Consider the following 16,683-nt stretch of genomic DNA (forward strand, 5'->3'; position numbering starts at 1 on the left):
AACAAGACTCTCGCACCGGGCGTTCCGTTCCCACTCGACGGCACACCGGTGAAATTCCGTGGCACGGGTCCCCGCGGTCGCACTAGGCTCCTGCGCTTTGGTGCCGGTCGGACGGGGAGGGCAGTGCGTGTGGGCTCGGGGCGGTTGTACGTGGCCGTCGCGGCGGGTGGATTCCGACGGTACGCGACGTATCGGGCGGCGACCGCCGCCGGGGTGTTCACCAACACGGTCTTCGGGCTGATCCTGGTGTACACCTATCTGGCCCTGTGGGACGAGAAACCGCAGCTCGGCGGGTACGACCAGGCGCAGGCCGTGACCTTCGTGTGGCTGGGGCAGGCGCTGCTGGCGGCGCTGGCGATCGGCGGCGGCGGGTTCGAGGACGAGTTGATGGAGCGCATCCGTTCGGGTGATGTCGCCGTCGACCTGTACCGCCCGGCCGATCTCCAGCTGTGGTGGCTGGCGGCGGACGTGGGCCGGGCGCTGTTCCAGTTGCTGGGCCGGGGCGTGGTGCCGTTCGTGTTCGGGGCGCTGTTCTTCCCGGTGGCGCTGCCGCGGGAGGTGTCCGTGTGGGCGGCGTTCCTGGTGACGCTGCTGCTGGCGATGCTGGTGGGTTTCGCGCTGCGCTATCTGGTGGCGCTCTCGGCGTTCTGGCTGCTCGACGGCACGGGGGTGACGCAGATGGCGTGGCTGGCGGGGCTGTTCTGCTCGGGGATGCTGCTGCCGCTGAACGTCTTCCCGGGGGCGCTCGGCGAGGTGGTGCGGGCGCTGCCGTGGTCGTCGCTGCTCCAGGCGCCGGCGGACGTGCTGCTCGGCGAGGCGGATCCGCTGGGGACGTATCTCTTCCAGGCGTCCTGGGCGGTGGCGCTGCTGGCGCTGGGCCGGCTGGTGCAGTCGGCGGCGACGCGGCGGGTGGTGGTCCAGGGTGGCTGAGACGACCGAAGCGTCCGAGGTGACCGAGGCGACCGAGGCGGCCGGGATGGCTGGGGCGGGGGTGCGGCGCGGGCGGGTCGTCGAGGGGGTGCGCGCGTACGGGCTGATCGCCGGGATGTGGATCAGGTCGACGATGGCGTACCGGACGTCGTTCGCGCTGACGACGTTCGGGAACTTCGCGATGACCGCGCTGGACTTCGTGGCGATCCTGCTGATGTTCTCCCGGGTCGACGCGCTGGGCGGCTGGCCGCTGCCCGAGGTGGCGTTCCTGTACGGGCTGTCGGCGGTGTCCTTCGGGCTGGCCGACCTGGCGATCGGCTCGATGGAGCGGCTGGGCCGCCGGGTGCGGGACGGCACGCTGGACACGCTGCTGGTGCGTCCGGTGCCGGTGCTGGCGCAGGTGGCGGCGGACCGGTTCGGGCTGCGCCGTCTCGGCCGGGTGGTGCAGGGGCTGCTGGTGCTCGGGTACGCGCTGACGGTCGTCGACGTCGACTGGACGGCGGCGAAGCTGCTGCTGGTGCCGGTGGCGCTGGTCAGCGGGGCGGGGATCTTCTGCGCGGTGTTCGTGGCGGCGGCGGCGTTCCAGTTCGTGGCGCAGGACGCCTCGGAGGTGTCCAACGCCTTCACCTACGGCGGTACGACGATGCTTCAGTACCCGCCTGCGGTGTTCGCGCTCGACCTGGTGCGCGGGGCGACGTTCGTGGTGCCGCTGGCGTTCGTGAACTGGCTGCCGGCGAGCTTCGTGCTGGAGCGGCCGTACCCGCTGGACCTGCCCGGGTGGGTGGCGTTCACGCCGCCGCTGGTGGCCGCGGCCTGCTGCGCGCTGGCGGGGCTGGCCTGGCGGGCGGGCCTGCGTTCGTACCGGAGTACGGGGAGCTGACGGAGATGGCGGAGCCGACGGAGATGGCGGAACCGACGGAGCTGACGGAGAGGGCGGAGATGGCGGAGACGGCGGAGACGACGCGGTCGGACAGCGCGGCCGGGGCTCGGACCTCGCCCTTCATCGAGCTGGACGGCGTCGAGAAGGTCTTCGACGTGCGCAAGAAGACCGGCTTCCTGAAGCGGGAGCGGCGGCAGGTGCGCGCCGTGGACGGGCTGTCGTTCACGGTGGCGCGCGGCGAGATGGTCGGCTACATCGGCCCGAACGGCGCCGGGAAGTCGACGACGATCAAGATGCTCACCGGCATCCTGACGCCCAGCGGCGGCCGGCTGCGGGTGGCCGGCATCGACCCGTCCCGGGAGCGGACCCGGCTGGCGCACCGCATCGGGGTGGTCTTCGGGCAGCGGACGACGCTGTGGTGGGACCTGCCGCTGATCGACTCCTACCGGCTGATGCACCGCATGTACCGCATCCCGGACGCCCGTTACCGCGAGAACCTGGACCGCTGCGTGGAACTCCTGCGGCTTCAGGAGCTGCTGGACGTGCCGGTGCGGCAACTCTCGCTCGGCCAGCGGATGCGCGGCGACATCGCGGCGGCGCTGCTGCACGATCCGGAGGTGCTGTACCTGGACGAGCCGACGATCGGCCTGGACGTGGTCTCCAAGGCCAAGGTGCGGGGATTTTTGCGGGACTTGAACGCCGAGCGCGGCACGACGGTGCTGCTGACCACGCACGACCTCCAGGACATCGAGCAGCTGTGCTCGCGCGTGATGGTCATCGACCACGGACGGCTGATGTACGACGGCCCCCTGGACGGTCTGCACGAGGCGGGGGAGAGCGAACGCACCCTGGTGGTGGACCTGGAACGGGAGTTGCCGCCGATCCGGGCGCCGGAGCCGGCGCGGGTGGTGCGGGTGGAGGGGCCGCGGCAGTGGCTGGCGTTCCCCGCGTCGGCGTCGGCGGCCGGGCTGGTGGCGCGGATCGCGGCGGAGTACCCGCTGGTGGACCTGTCGGTGCGGGAGCCGGACATCGAGTCGGTGATCGCGAAGATGTACGCGGAACGCGCGGGCGCGTAGTGCCGGGCGCGGCGACCTCGTAGGCTGCTGTACATGACCGACGACGCCCCGGAACTCCGCGCCTCCGACGCCGACCGTGAACGAGTCGCCGAGGTCCTGCGCGACGCCCTCGCCGAGGGCCGGCTGGACATGACCGAGTTCGAGGAGCGGCTGGACGCCACCTACAAGGCCCGCACCTACGGGGAGCTGGCGCCGATCACCCGGGACCTGCCGGTCGGCGAGGTGGCCGCGGCGCCGCGGGTGTCGATGACCAAGGAGCCCGAGCGCAGCGGCGGCTGGGCGGGCCGGATCACCGGCGGCGAGGGCTCGTCGACCTGGGCGGTCGCCGTGATGTCCGGCTTCCAGCGCAAGGGGCGCTGGACGGTGCCGAGGCGGTTCAACTCCTTCGCGTTCTGGGGCGGCGGCGACATCGACCTGCGCGAGGCCGACTTCGCGGCCGGCGAGGTCGTGATCAACTGCGTCGCGATCATGGGCGGGATGAACGTGATCGTGCCGCCGGGTGTCGAGGTGATCGTCCGCGGCATCGGCATCATGGGCGGCTTCGACCACCGCGAGGAGGGCGTCCCCGGTGACCCGGGCGCCCCGCGCGTGATCGTGACGGGCTTCGCCTTCTGGGGCGGCGTCGGCGTCGAGCGCAAGGTGACGCGGGCGGAGCGGCAGCGGCTGAAGGAGGAGCGCCGGCAGGAGAAGCTGGAGCGCAGGGCCGCGCAGCGGGAGCTGAGCTCCTCGGACCGGGACGACGCGGCGGCCGCGCACCGCAGGATGCTGGACGACCACCGGGACATGGTGCGCGAGCACCGCGACGCCCGCCGCGAGGACCGCGAGCTGCGCCGCGAGGACCGCGACCGCCGCAGGCGGGGCGAGGACTGAACGGAGCGCGGGCGGCGCGAGGACTGAACGGGGTGCGGGCAGCGCCTCCCGGCGTCCCGGGCGGTGACCCGTGGCTTCCCGGTCGGCGCCCCCGGCTTCCCGGGTGGTCCGGCTACGCCGCCACCGGCGCCGCGCCCTTCAGCAGGTCCAGGTCGAGGACCTGGCCCATGCGCGCGTACCCCTTGTCGCTGGGGTGCAGGTGGTCGCCGCTGTCGTAGTCGGAGCGCAGGCTGCGCGGGTCGTAGGGGTCGCGCAGCGCCTTGTCGAAGTCGACGACCGCGTCGAAGACCCGGCCGGAGCGGATCTCCTCGTTGATCTCCTGCCGCATCGTCTCGCGGGCCTTGGTGTGACCGCGGTGGCCGCCGAACGGCATGATCGTCGCGCCCACGACCCGCAGCCCCCGGGCGTGCGCCCGGTCGACGAGGGTGCGCAGGCCGGTGAGGATGCCGTCGCGGTCGGCCAGTTCCGGGCTGTTCAGGATGTCGTTGACGCCGAGGACGATGACGACGGCCTTGACGTTGGTGCGCTCCAGCACGTCGCGTTCGAAGCGGCTCAGTCCGCTCGGGTTGTCGGCCGGGCGGCCCGACCTGCTGGTCAGGATCCGGTTGCCGCTGATGCCCTCGTTCACGACGCTGTAGCGGGGCGCGTCCCGGTCGGTGCCGGCCGCCCCGTGCAGGCGGGCGGCGAGGATGTCGGTCCAGCGGTGGTTGGCGTCGGTCTCGGAACCGAGGCCGTCGGTGATCGAGTCGCCGAACGCCACCAGGGTGCCGTCGGCCTCGTGGCTCAGCACGTCCAGCGCGGTCAGGTAGCGCCAGTACGGCGTGGGGGTGGTGTACGCGACGGCGGTGACGTCGGCCGTGCGGTCGCCGTCGGCGAGGTAGCTGGTCTGCCGGGCCTGCGGGTGGTAGGTCACCGGCCCGGAGGGGACCGGGGAGTACGTGGTGACCAGGACGTTCGCCCCGTACGGGATGGCGATGCGGGCGATGTCGCTCATCACCTGGCCGCCCGCCGGGATGATCACCCGGGTGCTGCCGCCGAAGGTCAGCCGGCGCATGGTGTCGGCGATCGCGGCGGCCGTGTCGGGCCCGGCGGCCAGGGCGATCGAGGCGTGCGTGACGGTCAGCGGCGACTGCCCGTACAGGTTGGACAGGGTGATCCGCGCGCTGGTGCCGCCGACCGAGGTGTGCACGACGTTGCGCACGGAGCGGCCCGCCATGCCGGTCGTCTCGGTGCCCGGTTCGGCCGCGGCCGGTGCGGTGGCCCAGGCGCCCACCCAGGCGCCCGTGGAGGCGGGGGCGGCGTCACCGCGCGGGAGACGGCCTCCGGCCTGAAGAGTGTGCCCCCTGATGCCGTCGTCCGCGGACGCTCCGGCGTATATGGCCGCGGAGATCGCCACTATCAGGGTGACGATCGCCGCGAGCAGGGCACGGTGCTTGGTGGGAGGCGCCCCCGCACCTCCGTCACGACCCCGGGTCATGCTGTTCTGTTCTCCTCGGGCGAGGGGAGCCCCGAGGCTCCGGTCCGATGACCCCATGATGCGTCATGGGCGGAGGAAAGGCCGCAGAAGCCCCGGGCGTTCCCCCTCCGGGGACAGACGCCGGGAACTTGTGTTCCGTTCCGGGAGTCGGTCAGGAAGGGACAATGTGTGAGGGACGTATCAGCGAACGGTGGAGTGGATGGAACGCACGAAGGCGGAACTTCCTGAAGGTGCGGGGGGTACGGGTGGTTCCGGGGGTGCCGGGGAGGGCGCGGCGGCGGCTGCCGGTGGCGGGGCCGCGGGTGCGGTCCGCGACCGCGCGATGACGTCCTTCAGCCCCGCCGACGAGGAGAAGCGCCGCGGCGTGCGCCGGATGAAGCTGACCGCCACCGGTCTGCTGCTCTTCGTCGCCGTGGTCTACGTCCTGGCCGAGTGGGCCTCGCACCGGGGCGCGGGCGCCTGGGCGGGCTATGTGTCGGCCGCCGCCGAGGCCGGTATGGTCGGCGCGCTCGCGGACTGGTTCGCGGTCACCGCGCTCTTCCGCCACCCGCTCGGCATCCCCATCCCGCACACCGCGATCATCCCGAAGAAGAAGGACCAGCTCGGCGTCTCGCTGGGCGAGTTCGTCGGGGAGAACTTCCTCTCCGAGGCCGTCGTGCGCCAGCGGCTGCGCGCCGTCGGCATCGGCAGCCGCCTCGGTGCCTGGCTCGCCGTGCCCGAACACGCCGACCGGGTGACGGCCGAGCTGTCCGCCGCGCTGCGCGGGGCCCTCACCGTGCTGCGGGACTCCGACGTCCAGGCGGTGGTCGGCGAGGCGATCACGCGCCGGGCCGACGCCCAGGAGATCGCGCCCGGCATCGGCAAGATGCTGGACCGGGTCGTCTCCGACGGCGGTCACAAGCGCGCCGTGGACCTGATCGTCTCCCGCGCCCACGACTGGCTGATCCTGCACGGCGACTCCGTGATGGACGCCGTCCAGGGCGGGGCGCCCGGCTGGACCCCCCGGTTCGTGGACCGGAAGATCGGCGACCGGGTCTACAAGGAGCTGCTGCGCTTCGTCACCGAGATGCGCGACATGCCCGCCCACCCGGCGCGCGGCGCCCTGGACCGCTTCCTCACCGACTTCGCCGCCGACCTCCAGTCCGACACGGAGACCCGGGCGCGGGTGGAGCGGCTGAAGACCGAGGTGCTGGGGCGCGGCGAGGTCCAGGACCTGATCGCGTCCGCCTGGACGGCCGTACGGTCCATGATCGTCTCGGCGGCGGAGGACGAGCGCAGCGAACTGCGCCTCAGGGTCCGCGCCTCGCTGCTGTCCCTGGGTTCCCGGATGGCCTCCGACGCCAAGCTTCAGGCCAAGGTCGACGGCTGGGTGGAGGGCGCCGCGGTGTACGTGGTGACCACCTACCGCAAGGAGATCACCTCCCTGATCACCGACACGGTGGCGGGCTGGGACGCCGAGCACACCACGAAGAAGATCGAGGCGAACATCGGCCGCGACCTCCAGTTCATCCGCATCAACGGCACGGTGGTCGGCTCGCTGGCCGGGCTGCTGATCTACACGATCTCCCGCATCCTGGGGGCGTAGCCTCCCGGCGCGGCGGGCGTGTTCTCTCCGGCGTCGGGCACACGTGAGGCGTTCGCTCGACGGAGAGCCGCCGGAGGGGTGCCATGACAGCAGAAGCGTCGTCGTCGGGCTCGGTGCCCGCCTCCACCGGGACGGTCACCACGGCCGTCCCCGCCCGCCTGGACCGGCTGCCGTGGTCGCGCTGGCACTGGATGATCGTGATCGGACTGGGCACCGTCTGGATCCTGGACGGCCTGGAAGTGACGATCGTCGGCAACGTCGCCGGGCGCATCGCCGAGGACGGCAGCGGCCTGGACATCAGCTCCGCCCAGATCACCGGCCTGGCCGCCGCCCTGTACGTGGCGGGTGCCTGCTCCGGGGCGCTGTTCTTCGGCTGGCTGACCGACCGGCACGGCCGCAAGAAGCTGTTCATGATCACGCTGGTGGTCTATCTGGCGGCGACCGCGCTGACCGCGGTCTCCTTCGAGTCCTGGTGGTTCTTCCTCTTCCGCTTCCTCACCGGTTTCGGCATCGGCGGCGAGTACGCGGCGATCAACTCGGCGATCGACGAGCTGATCCCCTCCACCTACCGGGGCCGGGTCGACCTCATCATCAACGGCAGCTACTGGCTGGGCGCGATCGGCGGCGCCCTGCTGTCGATCGTGATGCTGGACACCGACATCTTCGCCAAGGACCTCGGCTGGCGGCTCAGCTTCGCCCTGGGTGTGGTCCTGGGCCTGGTGGTGCTGCTGGTGCGGCGGCACGTGCCGGAGAGCCCACGCTGGCAGTTCATCCACGGCCAGGGCGAGAAGGCGGACGCCCTCGTCTCCTCCGTCGAACGGGAGATCGAGCAGGAGAAGGGCGAGAAGCTGCCGCCGCCGGCCGGCGAGATCACCATCCACCAGCGCAAGTCCATCGGCTTCGGCCTGATCGCCAAGACCGTCTTCCGCCGCTACCCGCGCCGCGCGGTCCTCGGCCTGTCCCTCTTCATCGGCCAGGCCTTCCTCTACAACGCGATCACCTTCGGCTTCGGCACCATCCTCATCACCTTCTTCGACGTGCCGACCGGCAGCACCGGCTACTACTTCGCCGTGATCGCCGCGGGCAACTTCTGCGGCCCGCTGCTCCTCGGCCACCTCTTCGACACCGTCGGCCGCCGGATCATGATCTCCAGCACCTATCTGATCTCCGGCATCCTGCTCTTCGGCACGGCCTGGCTCTTCGACCGGGGCTCGCTCACGGCGACGACCATGACGGCCTGCTGGTGCGTGGTGCTGTTCTTCGCCTCGGCGGGCGCCTCCAGCGCGTACCTGACCGTCTCCGAGATCTTCCCGATGGAGACCCGCGCCATGGCCATCGCCTTCTTCTACGCCCTCGGCACCGCCGCCGGCGGTATCAGCGGCCCGCTGCTCTTCGCCGACCTGACCGAGTCCGGCGTGGTCGGCGACACGGTCCTGGCCTTCCAGATCGGCGCCGGGCTGATGTGCGCGGCCGGTCTGGTCGCCGCGTTCCTCGCGGTGAAGGCGGAACGCCGCTCGCTGGAGGACATCGCGGAACCGCTGTCGACGGCGGCACCCGATGCGCCCGGAACGGCGGGTCCGGGCGCCGGGACCGCGTAGCGTCGCACACGTCGACCCGACCCGACCGGTACGGGCGCCAGACGTCGAGGAGCCCCGATGAGCATCCGCAGGATCGTCCCCAACATCCACGTCGAGGCCGAGGAGCAGTGGAACACCAGCCGCGAGTTCTACGGCCTGCTCGGCTTCGAGGAGGTGATGGACATGGGCTGGGTGACGACCCTGGCCTCCCCGTCCAACCCCACCGCCCAGATCAGCCTCTTCACCGAGGAGCGCACCGCGCCCGTCGTCCCCGACCTGAGCGTCGAGGTCGAGGACGTCGACGCGGTCTACGACCAGGTGGTCGCCTCGGGCGCCGAGATCGTACGGGAGCCGCGGGACGAGGACTGGGGCGTACGGCGCTTCTTCGTGCGCGACCCGAACGGCCGGGTGATCAACGTGCTCACCCACCACTCCTGACCCGCACCGCCGGCGGTCAGGCGCGCCGGTCGGCGACCGCCCACGAGACCAGGGCCACCGCGCCCGCCGTACCGAACACGGCGGGCCAGGCGCCCACCTTCTTGGCCAGCGGGTGCGACCCGGCGAACCCGGCGACGTACGCCGCCGTCAGCGCGCCCGCGGCCCGCCCGCCGGCCCGGGCCCGCCACTGCTGTGCCGCGGCGGCCCCGGCGACGGCCAGCACGGCCCCGCCGAGCTGCCGCTTCTTCGTCCAGCGGGCCACTCCGTACCCGCCGACGAGACCGCTCGCGGCGACCACCGCGCTGGGAACCTTCGCCATCTGTGCCTCCTGCTCCGCGCCCGGCCGGACCGGCTCCGGCCGTACCGACTTGTCGGGACCGAGGCTAATCCCCGCCTCTTTCGGCCGAACACCGAGCCCTGATCGTGACACTTGCGGGTATGCGCTCCGTTGGGGAGACGAGCAGGGAGACGAGCCACCCCCGGAGGAGACCGATGACCACCCAGCGCCCCGGCACCTACGGCCCGGCCCGCCCCCGGACGGTCACGGTGGACGGCGCCCGCCTCGCCTGCTGGGAGTCGGGACCACCGGACGCCGAGCCCGTACTGCTCCTGCACGGCTACCCCGCCGACCACCGCAGCTGGCGCCACCAGGTGCCGCCGCTGTCGGTCCGGTACCGGGTCATCACGCCGGACCTCCTCGGCTGGGGCGCCTCCGACCGCCCCCTGCACCTGTCCTTCGACTACGACACGGAGGTCGCCCGGCTCGGCCGGCTCCTCGACGCGCTGGAGCTGGACTCGGTGAACCTGGCCGGCCACGACTACGGCGGCTTCCTCGCCGTCGGCTTCACCGAGGACCACCCCGGCCGGGTCCGCAGGCTGGCGCTCCTCAACAGCCGCGCGCACGCCACCTTCACCCCCCGCTGGTACGCCGTCTTCAGCCTGCTCGGCCTCCTCGGAAGCAGGCCCCTGCTCCGCCGCCCGGCGCTGCACCTGCCGTACGCCGCCCTGCACCGCCGGTCCTTCGCGCCGCTGGTGCGCGCCGGGCACCTCGACCCGCACCTCCTGGACGGCTACGTCGACTGGATGGCCACGCCCGAGGGCCGCCGCTGGCTGCTCCACTACTTCGGCCAGTACCGCACCCCGGCCCGCCCCGGACTGCGCCGCCGCCTGCGCGACATCACCTGCCCGACGGCGGTCGTCTGGGGCCGCGCGGACCCCTACCTGAGCCCGGCGATCGCCACCGAGCTGGCCGGGACCGTGCCCCGCGCCGAGCTGACGATGCTGGACGACGCCGGCCACTGGGTGATGGACGAACGCCCCGACGCCGTGACCCGGGCACTGGGCCGGCTGCTGGAACGCACGACCGCCGGCGGGTGAGACGCAGGTCACAAGCGGGTCGCGCACCGGCCTGTCACATCGCGCCGCCGGCATCCGTCGTAGCGGTGTACGGCCAAGGGGCCGGACAAGCGACGACGGAGGACCCACCATGGAAGCGCGTCTCAACCTCTTCAGCAACCCGCTCGCCGGCAAGCTGCTGCGGCACATCAACTCCGCCGGCAAGGCCGTCGGCGACTCGGCGCTGCCGGCCGCGACCCAGGAACTGGTCAAGATCCGCGCCAGCCAGATCAACGGCTGCGGCTTCTGCCTCGACATGCACACCAAGGACGCCGCGGAGGCCGGGGAGACCTCGCTGCGCCTGAACCTGATCGCCGCCTGGCGGGAGGCCAAGGTGTTCACCGACGCCGAGCGCGCCGCCCTGGAACTCACCGAGCAGGGCACCCGCATCGCGGACGCCTCCGGCGGCGTCACCGACGAGGCCTGGGCGAACGCGGCGAAGCACTACGACGAGGAGCAGCTCATCGCCCTCGTCGGACTGATCGCCGTCATCAACACCTACAACCGCCTGAACGTGATCACCCAGCAGCCGGCCGGGGACTACCGGCCGGGGATGTTCGGCTGACGCCTGCACCCCCGCGCCGGCCCCCCCCCGCGCCGTCGTGCCCGGCCGCCCGGTCCCGTCGCCCGCCGCTCAGCCGGCGTGCAGCAGGACCGGGAGCCGCTGGTGGCCGTTGCTGATCAGCGAGGGCACCGGCGGCAGCTCCTCGGCCGGATCGGCGAGGCGGATGTCCGGGAAGCGGCCGAAGAGGCTCTCCAGCGCGAGGGTCACCTCCATGCGGGCCAGCGGTGCGCCCAGGCAGAAGTGGACGCCGTGACCGAAGGCGAGGTGCTCCTTGAGCGTGCGGGTCGCGTCGAAGGTGTCGGCGTCCTCGTGCCAGCCGGGGTGGCGGTTGGCGGCGGCGTACGAGGCGAGGATCGCCTCCCCGCGGGCGATGGTCCGCCCGTCCGGCAGGGCGACGTCCGTGACCGCGTACCGCAGCGGCAGGTGCTTGACCGCCGGTTCGTGGCGCAGCGTCTCCTCCACCACGTCCCCCCAGGTGACTTCGCCCTTGCGGACCAGCGCGAGCTGGTCGGGGCGGGTCAGCAGGGTGTGCACGGCCTGGTCGATGACGTTGACGGTGGTCTCGTACCCGGCGCTGATCATCAGCAGCAGGGTGTCGCGCAGCTCCTCGGGGGAGAGGCGGTCGCCGTCCCCCTCGTCGTCCCGCGCGGCGATGAGCAGGGACGTCATGTCGTCGCCCGGGGTGGCGCGCTTGGCCGCGATGAGCTGGTCGAGGACCTCGTACAGGCGCGCGGTGTTGGCCTGCGCCTCGGCCTGGTCCAGGGTGGTGTCGAAGACGCCGTCCACCAGGGCGCGGAAGCCGTCGCGCCGGTCCTCGGGCACGCCCATCAGATGACCGATCACCGCGATGGGCAGCGGATAGGCCAGCTCCTGGCGCAGATCCACCGGCTCGCCGGCGGGCAGCTGCGCGAGCCGGTCGACGAGCCCGGTCACCATGCCCTCGACGGCCGGCCGCATCGCGTCGACACGGCGGGCGCTGAAGGCGGGCGCCACCAGCCGGCGCAGCTTGCGGTGGTCCGGCCCGTACGCGGTGAACATGTTCTCCACCGCCACCCACAGGGCCAGCGGCCAGGTGCCGACCACCTCGCCGAAGGCGGGCCAGTGCGCCCGGGCGTCCTTGGAGACGGCGGGGCTGGTCAGGAGCTGTTTCAGGAGGACGGGGTCGCTGACCGACCAGGCCTGGACCCCGAGGACGTCCACCCGGGTGGCCGGGCCGCCCTCCCGCAGGGCGCGGTGCTCGGCGTGGTGATCGGCGCCGGTGGGGTCGAGGACGAGGACGGGCTGCTGGGTCGCCATGACCTGGCTCCTTAGTGTGCGGCGGGTTGCGCGGCGGGGAAGGTGACGGGCAGGGATTCGAGGGCGCGGTGGAACGGGCCCGGGCGCCAGGTCAGTTCGTCGAGGGGGCGGGCCAGGTCCGTCTCCGGCAGCGCGTCCAGCAGGTGGGTGACCGCGGTCTCGGCGATGAGGTAGGCGTGCGAGCGGGCGGGGCAGGTGTGCGGGCCGATGCTCCAGGCCAGGTGGGCGCGGTTGCCGGCGCTCTGTCCCTGGGGCACGCCCTCGGTGAGGGCCGGGTCGTTGTTCGCGGCCGCCATCGAGATCACCACCGGCTGGTCGGCCGGCAGCAGCACGCCCTCCACGTCGACGGGGTACGGGGGATAGGAGATGCAGTAGTTGGCCATCGGCGGGTCGGTGTAGAGGACGGCGTCGAGCGCGTCGCGCACCGTGGACAGACCGGCGTGCAGGTCCGCGGAGAACTCCTCGTCGGTGAGGATCTTCAGGATCGTGTTGCTGATCAGGTTGGTCATGGGTTCGATCCCGGCGCCGTAGAGCGTGACGAGCTGATGGCTCATCTCCTCGTCGCTCAGCTCGACGGGGTGCAGGGCCAGCCGGGAGGTGATGTCGTCGCCCGGGTGGGTCCGGCGCAGGGTCACGAGGTCGGACACGGCCTGCGCGAGGATCACGTTGCCCTGATCGGCGTTGGTGGTGTCGAAGATCTTCGCCATGCCGTCGGCGATGCGCTGCCCGATCTCGTCCGGGCAGCCCAGCAGCGCGCTCAGCACCCGGAAGGCGATGGGGAAGGAGTACTGGGTGAGCAGGTCCGCCGAGCCGGTGGCGCGGAACCCGTCGATGGCGCCGTCGGCGACCTGCTCGACCAGGGCGCGCAGCCCGTGCTGGTCGACCTGGTCGATGGCGTGGGTGTTCGCCGCCCGGTAGCGGGCGTGCTCGGCGCCGCCCGAGCGCAGCGCGTTGGGCCGCCACTCCATCATCGGCCGCACCGGGCAGGTCGCCGGGATCAGCTTCTCCCAGGCCCGCGGGTCGGCCGGGAAGTGCAGCGGGTCGTTCAGGATGCGGCGGGCCTGGTAGTAGCCGATCACCAGGGTCGCGGGCACGCCGGGCGCCAGGTCCACCGGGACCAGCGGACCGTGGGTGCGGCGCATGCGCCGGTAGGCGGCGTGCGGGTCGGCGGCGAACTCCGGGGCGTACAGGGCGATCCGGCCCGACGGACCGGCCGGTGCGGTCTCGGCGGAGGGCAGCGTCATCGGCGGGTCTCCAGGAGGGCGGCTGAACGGTGCTCGGAGAGGTACTCCGTGAGCGTGATCAGGGCGTGCAGGGAGGAGGTGCGGTCGCGGGCGTCGCAGTGCGTCAGCGGGGTGGCCGGGTCCAGGGCCAGCGCCTCGCGCAGCTCGGCCTCCGGGTAGGCGGGCGCGCCGGGGAAGGTGTTGATGGCGACGGCGTACGGGATGCCCGCGCCGTCCAGCAGACCGAGGGCGTCGTGGGAGGCGTCGAGGTCGCGGGTGTCGGCCAGGACCAGGCAGCCGAGGGCGCCCTCGGCCAGGTCCTCCCACAGCGGCTGGAAGCGGGACTGCCCGGGCAGCCCGAACAGGTACAGCGCGATCCGCCCGCCCGCCATGTGGATGCGGCCGAAGTCCATCGCCACGGTGGTCGTCGTCTTGTGCGGGGTGCCGCGCAGGTCGTCCACGCCGGCGCTGGCCTGCGTGATCGGCTCCTCCATCCGCAGCGGCCGCACCTCCGAGACGCTGCCGATCAGCGTCGTCTTGCCGACGCCGAAGCCGCCCGCGACCACGATCTTGGCCGACCGGGTCACCGTGGCGGGGACGTAGGTGACGGCCCGGTCAGACGAGGGAGCGAAGTCCACGGAGTACCTCCTGCAGCAGGTCGAAGTCGGGCTGGTCGTCGATCGCGGCGACCGGGCTGGAGAGGTGGCCGGAGTCCATCAGCGAGGAGACGAGGATGCGCACCGTGGAGGGCGGCAGCTCCAGCGCGGCGGCGATGTCGGCGACGGCCAGGCCGCCGTCCGCGCCGGCGAACAGCCGCATCACCCGGCGGGCGTCCGGGCCGAGGGTGTCGGTGGGACCGGTCGCGGCGATGACCACGCTCTCCAGGCGCACGTCCTCGCGCGCGCGGATCCGGCCCTGGGTGCGGACGTAGGGCCGGACCATGTCGGGATCGCGCCGCGGCCCGCTCATACCGGTGAGCCGCCGTCCGCTACGGGCACGCGCTCCTCCGTGGCCAGCTCGTGCCCCACCCGGGTGGCGAGCCGCACCATGTGGTGCGAGATCAGCCCGACGTCGGCGTCGGGGCCGGTCGTGCACACCGACAGCATGGTGTTCTTCGCGGCGGTCGTCGTCAGGCCGATGCAGCCGACCGACTCGATCAGCAGCTGCCGCATCCCCGCGCCGCCGGTGAACTCGTCCCAGGCCTTGCCCGCCGCGCGCAGCGCCGCCGTCAGCGCGGCGAACTTCTCCCCGTCGTCCTGGCCGATCGTCTGCGTACGGGCCTTCAGCAGCCCGTCGCTGCTCATCAGCACGGCGTACCGGACGCCCTCGACGCTGCCGAGTTCCTGGTCCAGCAGCCAGCCCAGGCTGTTGGTGTGTGTGTCTTGCACGATCAGAGTCCTTCGTCGTCAGCGGCGTCGTGGGGGGTGGTGCGGGCGGCGCTGTGGCCGGCGGTACGGGTGGCGTCGGCGGCGGCCGGCGAGGGCTGCTCCCCTTCCCGGCCGCGGCGGGTGCCGGCCGCCCAGGCGGCGGCGACGGCGGGACGGCCGGGCTCGGTGTCGTCGGGGGCGGCGGGACGGCGCGCGGGGGCGGGCGCGGTGGAGCGCCGGCGGACGGTCAGGCCGCTGGCGGTGGTGGCCGAGGGGGCGGCCGCGGCGGGCGGGGCGAGGGGCTCGGGCACCGGCTCGACGGCGGGCGTGAGGGACGCGGCGGGCGCGGGGGGCGCCGTTGGCGTCGCGGGCATCGCGGGCATCGCGGGCGTCGCGGGCGCCGGGGAGGGCGTGGACGCGCCCTGCTCGTCGGCCCGCTCCTCGCCCCGCCCTTCGGCCCGTTCCATGATCCGGTCCGTCCCCTGCGCGGCGGTCGTCGGCGCCGCCGCCCGGGACACCGCCTGCGGCACCGGCTGGGCCGACCCCGGGTCGACGATCAGGTTCTTCGGCAGGACGACCATGGCCCGGGTCCCCTGGTAGATGTTGGGCGCGGTCAGTTCGACGCGGAAGCCGTAGCTCTCCGCCAGCAGGGACGCCACGCGCAACCCGGTCTGGGGGTGGGCGCCCAGCCGCGTGATGTCGTCGCGCTGTTCGCCGGACATCACGTCGCTGGCCCACAGCAGCCGCTCGTCGTCCATGCGCAGTCCGGCGTCGTCCACGATCAGGAAGCAGGCGTGGTGCCCCTGCTCCAGCGAGACGTGGACACTGGCGGCGGGCGGCGAGTAGCGCAGCGCGTTGTCCAGCAGCACGGCGAGCGCGTGCACGACGGCCTCCACGGCGCGGCCCTCGACCACCACCGACCCCATCTCGGGGTGCTTGATCCGCTCGTACCCCTCGATCCGGCCCATGGCCGCCCGCACGATGTCGGTCAACGTGGTGGCGGGCCAGCGCCGGGACAGCTTGTCCCCGGCGAGTACGGAGTACCCCGACGCGGTGAGCAGCATCTGCTGCGCGAGGTGGTCGATCTCCACGAGCGTGGCGTACGCCTCGTCCGAGATGTGCCGCCGTACGCCCTGGCTGACGGCCCGGCCCAGCCGCGCCGACCGGGCCACGACGTTGTTGGCGAAGCCGCGCACGGCGGCCCGGGCCACGCCGACGGACTCGCGCCGCACCTGGGCGATCTGCCGCTCCGTGTCCTGCCGCACCAGGTCGGCGGCGTGCGCCGTGGCCCGCTCGGCGGCCGCCCGCTCCTGCGCCCTCGCGTCCCCCACCGCCGCGGCCACCGCGCCGGGTACGGCACGCAGCCGCTCGGCGAGCGGCGTCCCGTCGAGCTGCGCCGGTACGGGCAGCCCGCCCGCGGGGCCCGCGTCGTCCTGCCCGCTCTTCGCCGCCGCCGGGATCACGGTGGCCGCGAGGTGTCCCACGCACTGCTCGGCCGCGACGAGTTGCAGGGTGAGCCGGTCGGCGTGCTCGCGCAGCTGCTCGGCCCGGCGCCGGGCCTGCTCCCCCTTGCGCCGGAAGTACCACGCGGCCCCGACTGCGGCCACCGCCAGCACGGCGGTGGCGGTCACTATCAGTTCAGTCATCTGGTCCTCACGGATCGGAAGCCGTCGATCGGGCTCTCAGCGGGCCGGAGCGGACCGGTGTCTTCCGCGGCCACCCCGTGCTGCGGAGTCAGCAGCGCTGCGGAGGACGGCGAAGGCGCACGACATGGATCTCCCGGGAACACGCGAGGGCCGGTACGAAGCAGGGGGCGCGCCGGTGACGCGGACTCGAAACGGCACGGGACCGCGTATCCCGAGGCGCCTCGAACTCCCGTATCCACGACCGGCGTTCGACGTTCGGGAAGGGACCCTACCGCTTGTGCTCAGGTCGTGCTCACGCGTTGTGTCGGTCTCGTGACGACGACCGGGAAGCGTCGGGGGTTTGACGCGAAAAATGCGC

General features: G+C 72.9%; 17 protein-coding genes. 9 read left to right on the top strand and 8 right to left on the bottom strand.

The genetic code is table 11. The features are described 5' to 3' along the window. Window positions 1–123 precede the first annotated feature (123 nt). Genes B9W62_RS24090 through B9W62_RS24105 form a run of 4 tightly spaced genes read left to right on the top strand, consistent with a single transcriptional unit; the run spans window position 124 to window position 3,756 of the window. Window positions 124–930 (top strand): ABC transporter permease, encoded by an 807-nt coding sequence (locus B9W62_RS24090; protein ID WP_087809106.1) that lies wholly within the window; start codon window positions 124–126, stop codon window positions 928–930. A gap of 46 nt (window positions 931–976) precedes the next feature. Next, window positions 977–1,810 carry an ABC transporter permease gene (locus B9W62_RS24095; RefSeq protein WP_179236096.1) on the top strand — a complete coding sequence of 278 codons (834 nt, stop codon included), beginning with the start codon at window positions 977–979 and terminating at the stop codon, window positions 1,808–1,810. A gap of 59 nt (window positions 1,811–1,869) precedes the next feature. After that, the gene (locus B9W62_RS24100; protein ID WP_087812066.1) at window positions 1,870–2,886 is read left to right on the top strand and encodes an ABC transporter ATP-binding protein; all 1,017 of its coding nucleotides are present in this window, start codon (window positions 1,870–1,872) and stop codon (window positions 2,884–2,886) included. Window positions 2,887–2,919: 33 nt separating this feature from the next. Further along, on the top strand, window positions 2,920–3,756 hold the full coding sequence (locus B9W62_RS24105) for a DUF1707 SHOCT-like domain-containing protein (RefSeq protein ID WP_087809108.1): 837 nt from the start codon (window positions 2,920–2,922) through the stop codon (window positions 3,754–3,756). Between the two features lie 112 nt (window positions 3,757–3,868). Here B9W62_RS24105 and B9W62_RS24110 read toward each other — a convergent pair whose 3' ends face one another. Then, window positions 3,869–5,233 (bottom strand): SGNH/GDSL hydrolase family protein, encoded by a 1,365-nt coding sequence (locus B9W62_RS24110; RefSeq protein ID WP_087809109.1) that lies wholly within the window; start codon window positions 5,231–5,233, stop codon window positions 3,869–3,871. Between the two features lie 199 nt (window positions 5,234–5,432). Here B9W62_RS24110 and B9W62_RS24115 point away from each other — a divergent pair, with 199 nt between their 5' ends. From B9W62_RS24115 to B9W62_RS24125, 3 genes are all read left to right on the top strand, one after another. After that, entirely contained in the window at window positions 5,433–6,818 is a 1,386-nt protein-coding gene (locus B9W62_RS24115) for a DUF445 domain-containing protein (protein ID WP_087812067.1), read from the top strand. Between the two features lie 83 nt (window positions 6,819–6,901). Beyond that, complete coding sequence (locus B9W62_RS24120) at window positions 6,902–8,416, top strand: MFS transporter (protein WP_087809110.1); 1,515 nt, start codon at window positions 6,902–6,904, stop codon at window positions 8,414–8,416. Between the two features lie 57 nt (window positions 8,417–8,473). Next, window positions 8,474–8,833 carry a VOC family protein gene (locus B9W62_RS24125; RefSeq protein ID WP_087809111.1) on the top strand — a complete coding sequence of 120 codons (360 nt, stop codon included), beginning with the start codon at window positions 8,474–8,476 and terminating at the stop codon, window positions 8,831–8,833. A gap of 16 nt (window positions 8,834–8,849) precedes the next feature. Here B9W62_RS24125 and B9W62_RS24130 read toward each other — a convergent pair whose 3' ends face one another. Next, window positions 8,850–9,152, bottom strand: a complete 303-nt coding sequence (locus tag B9W62_RS24130) for a hypothetical protein (RefSeq protein WP_087809112.1) — start codon at window positions 9,150–9,152, stop codon at window positions 8,850–8,852. 173 nt (window positions 9,153–9,325) lie between these two features. On the opposite strand from B9W62_RS24130, the gene B9W62_RS24135 reads away from it, so the two are divergent. After that, window positions 9,326–10,210: an alpha/beta fold hydrolase gene (locus B9W62_RS24135; RefSeq protein WP_087809113.1), complete on the top strand. Its 885-nt coding sequence runs from the start codon at window positions 9,326–9,328 to the stop codon at window positions 10,208–10,210. Window positions 10,211–10,319: 109 nt separating this feature from the next. Further along, window positions 10,320–10,793, top strand: a complete 474-nt coding sequence (locus B9W62_RS24140; protein WP_087809114.1) for a carboxymuconolactone decarboxylase family protein — start codon at window positions 10,320–10,322, stop codon at window positions 10,791–10,793. Window positions 10,794–10,862: 69 nt separating this feature from the next. Here B9W62_RS24140 and B9W62_RS24145 read toward each other — a convergent pair whose 3' ends face one another. The 6 genes from B9W62_RS24145 to B9W62_RS24170 are packed head-to-tail and all read right to left on the bottom strand — an operon-like array spanning window position 10,863 to window position 16,325. Beyond that, a complete protein-coding gene (locus B9W62_RS24145; RefSeq protein ID WP_087809115.1) occupies window positions 10,863–12,089 on the bottom strand; it encodes a cytochrome P450 family protein in 1,227 nt (408 codons plus the stop codon). An 11-nt stretch (window positions 12,090–12,100) separates the two neighbouring features. Then, window positions 12,101–13,333 (bottom strand): cytochrome P450, encoded by a 1,233-nt coding sequence (locus B9W62_RS24150; protein ID WP_087809116.1) that lies wholly within the window; start codon window positions 13,331–13,333, stop codon window positions 12,101–12,103. After that, window positions 13,330–13,950 carry a GTP-binding protein gene (locus tag B9W62_RS24155; RefSeq protein ID WP_179235638.1) on the bottom strand — a complete coding sequence of 207 codons (621 nt, stop codon included), beginning with the start codon at window positions 13,948–13,950 and terminating at the stop codon, window positions 13,330–13,332. The genes B9W62_RS24150 and B9W62_RS24155 overlap by 4 nt, the downstream gene beginning before the upstream one ends. Next, window positions 13,928–14,281, bottom strand: coding sequence for a DUF742 domain-containing protein (locus B9W62_RS24160; RefSeq protein ID WP_087809117.1), 354 nt, complete (start codon window positions 14,279–14,281; stop codon window positions 13,928–13,930). Before B9W62_RS24160 ends, B9W62_RS24155 begins: the two co-directional genes overlap by 23 nt. Continuing rightward, a complete protein-coding gene (locus tag B9W62_RS24165; RefSeq protein ID WP_087809118.1) occupies window positions 14,278–14,700 on the bottom strand; it encodes a roadblock/LC7 domain-containing protein in 423 nt (140 codons plus the stop codon). Before B9W62_RS24165 ends, B9W62_RS24160 begins: the two co-directional genes overlap by 4 nt. A gap of 2 nt (window positions 14,701–14,702) precedes the next feature. After that, on the bottom strand, window positions 14,703–16,325 hold the full coding sequence (locus tag B9W62_RS24170; protein ID WP_087809119.1) for an ATP-binding protein: 1,623 nt from the start codon (window positions 16,323–16,325) through the stop codon (window positions 14,703–14,705). Window positions 16,326–16,683 lie beyond the last annotated feature (358 nt).

This window comes from Streptomyces sp. CS113 (genome assembly GCF_002188365.1).
GTDB classification, from domain to species: domain Bacteria; phylum Actinomycetota; class Actinomycetes; order Streptomycetales; family Streptomycetaceae; genus Streptomyces; species Streptomyces tendae.